Raw genomic sequence first — 2465 nt, forward strand, 5'->3', positions numbered from 1 at the left:
GCCATTACCGGCAAACGTCCGGATGCACGCTGTGCGGTCACTTCACGGTGCAGGCTGTTTAACTCATCGTTGTTATTGACCCAGGCGAACCAGACCTGGTTATTAGGGTGTAATCTGAGGCCTTCGCAAGACTGCAGGCCGCCTCTTGCTGGTTGAATAATGGCTAAATCAGAAACGTTGCTGTAAACAACGGGCTGATAGCCCCAGTTGTTATCCAGCAACCGATAAATACCCGTCAATCGGGTGATATTGCGAAGCAATGGCTCTTTAGGTAGCGCGGCTTCCCAGGCTGTGACGCCCTGACTGTGAGTATCGGCATGTTCAGTGTCCAGGAAAATCATGGAGTTACTTTGCTGGCTGCGATAACGCAGATCCAGCTTCAGCAGCATGGCAATACTTGGGCCAATATGGGTTGCAAACGCCTCCGACAGTTCCTTGTCGTCACCAAAAAACTTACGCCACAGGGCTTCTGCTGCGTATTCGGCGGCAGGGTGGTTATAGAGCAGATTGATCAGATGACGAAACTCACCCAAAGAGAGTGGAATCAGTAGGCTGTCTTCTTCACTTTCATTAATGGCAAACGTCTGCAGATTTTGCAGTAAGGCATTAAGAGAAATAGGCTGCTCAATACTTGGATAAGACCATTCTTCCTTATCCCGAATAAACTTATATTCTTTCAAGGCCTGACGGCATTCCAGCGGGTCCCATTTAACCTTGCGATATAAACTGGCCACTGGCTCATTATCCTCGTTCTGATGATCAAGCAGGGCTTTTGTTAGTGCTGAGCAGCCTTCAAGAGCAACAGGTAACTGACCAAATAACAGGGTGCGTGCTTCTGCCAGCAAATCCCGGTTCAGAGTATTAATGCCATCTATGGCATGGTGATCAAGCACATGCTCTGAAACCCGGCCTGATTTGCGAATAAGAATATCAAACAGCTCGCCATTGGGCGGAACCGGTTGACCAGCATTGGTTAGTTCATCCAGCACCACATCCACATTGGACATAATCACGTTGAACCAGCCAAAGTTTGCACCGCTCATGGTATAGGCCGCTTCAACCAGTCCGGCAGGGTAGGTATGGCGCAACTTACGATCGGCATTCAGGCGTTTAACATAGTCCGATACATCGGCAAAGGCGTTGTGTTCCAGCTGCACCAGCTCAAAACGACGGGCATTGGATTTTACCTCTCGCATCTGCTGACCGAGCAACGGAGAGCACAGTGCGACATAACGCAGCCAGGGGAAATTCCGGCGGTGGTCTTCTTCTTTAATGGCACGACCAATCAAGCGAATAGCCTGACCGTCCAGACGTTTGGTATCGTCGTCTTCAAGGCCAAAAGAAGCGGCTTCAGCAATGGTCTCCAGCTCATCCAGAACCAGCAAAACATGTTTGATGCCAAATTGCTCAAGATACTCGAACGCCTGATTAACCAGACGGGTTAACAGCCCGGGCTCTTCATACAAAGCTTGCGTGCTGTGTTTTTTATCCAGCTCCAATGCCTGTGCCAGCTGAGCAGAGTCAAAACCAAAACCTCTATAGCGGTTAAAGGCCTGTTTTGCGATCCCCCCCTGAATAGAGTCATCAAAGGTCTCGGTTGCCAGCGGTAACAGAGCTTTATAAACACCAAAACCAAACCAGTTGTTGGCATTCTGGTACTCAGAAGCGACCTGAGAGTATCGAATATAGAGGCCGAGATAGCCGTCCCGGTCTTCTTCCTTATTGAACAGCTGGGCATCGTTCAGTTGGCCGGTTTTGCTGTCCCGAACAAACCAGCCCTGAGAGCATTCATTGATCTGGGCGATCAGTTCATGACCCAGACGGGATTTACCCCGTCCCCATTCCCCTTCAATGGCAAACACGTGGGCGAACTTGTCTTCATCCCGGTCTACGGTATGGATAAAGGTTTTATAGCGTTCAAAGAAAAGCCCTTGTCCTACCAAGGGGTCTTGTGGTGGATAATCGGATACACCCGTTGCGGCCCAGTTGTGCTGTTTAGCCAGGCTTGCGAGGTGGGAAGTGACTGAAGTTTTATCTGACATAATGTTTACCTGGCATTCAACAGGTCATCAATGGAATAGTTTGCCATGAATTCAGCCTTGGCCATGTCAAAATTGACTGGTTCGAAATTTGCGCAGGCTGACAATACCTGCTGAATGGTTTCATCCAGATTGTATTGATTGGGAAATTCAAAGAAATTGGCCACTTTACCCGTGTCATCTGCAATAGCGACGTGCCAGTAAAGCTGGCTTGCAAGTCGCTGATAGATGCTGACTTGCTGTAAATTAAAGGGATCAATCAGTGTTTCGTACGAGATTTTGGAACTGGTTCGCGGATCTGGAAAATAGAAAACAATAAAAAATACCGGGCCATAAGAGGTATTCACCATTCCAGCTACGATATGAAAGTTCGCAATATTTTTACCTTTAACATAATCCAGTTGTCCTGCCGGTTCGGTAATCAGC

General features: G+C 48.4%; 2 protein-coding genes. Both read right to left on the minus strand.

Annotation, left to right across the window (positions count from 1 at the left end; genetic code table 11):
- Positions 1-2042 (minus strand): hypothetical protein (locus KDK19_RS09015; RefSeq protein WP_257291772.1); only part of this gene is annotated, 2042 nt, incomplete at its 3' end.
- A gap of 5 nt (positions 2043-2047) precedes the next feature.
- On the minus strand, positions 2048-2465 hold a 418-nt coding region (locus tag KDK19_RS09020), incomplete at its 5' end, for a hypothetical protein (protein ID WP_257291773.1).

Origin of the sequence: Endozoicomonas sp. ONNA1 (assembly GCF_024606325.1) — a bacterium.
Classification (GTDB): Bacteria; Pseudomonadota; Gammaproteobacteria; order Pseudomonadales; family Endozoicomonadaceae; genus Endozoicomonas_A.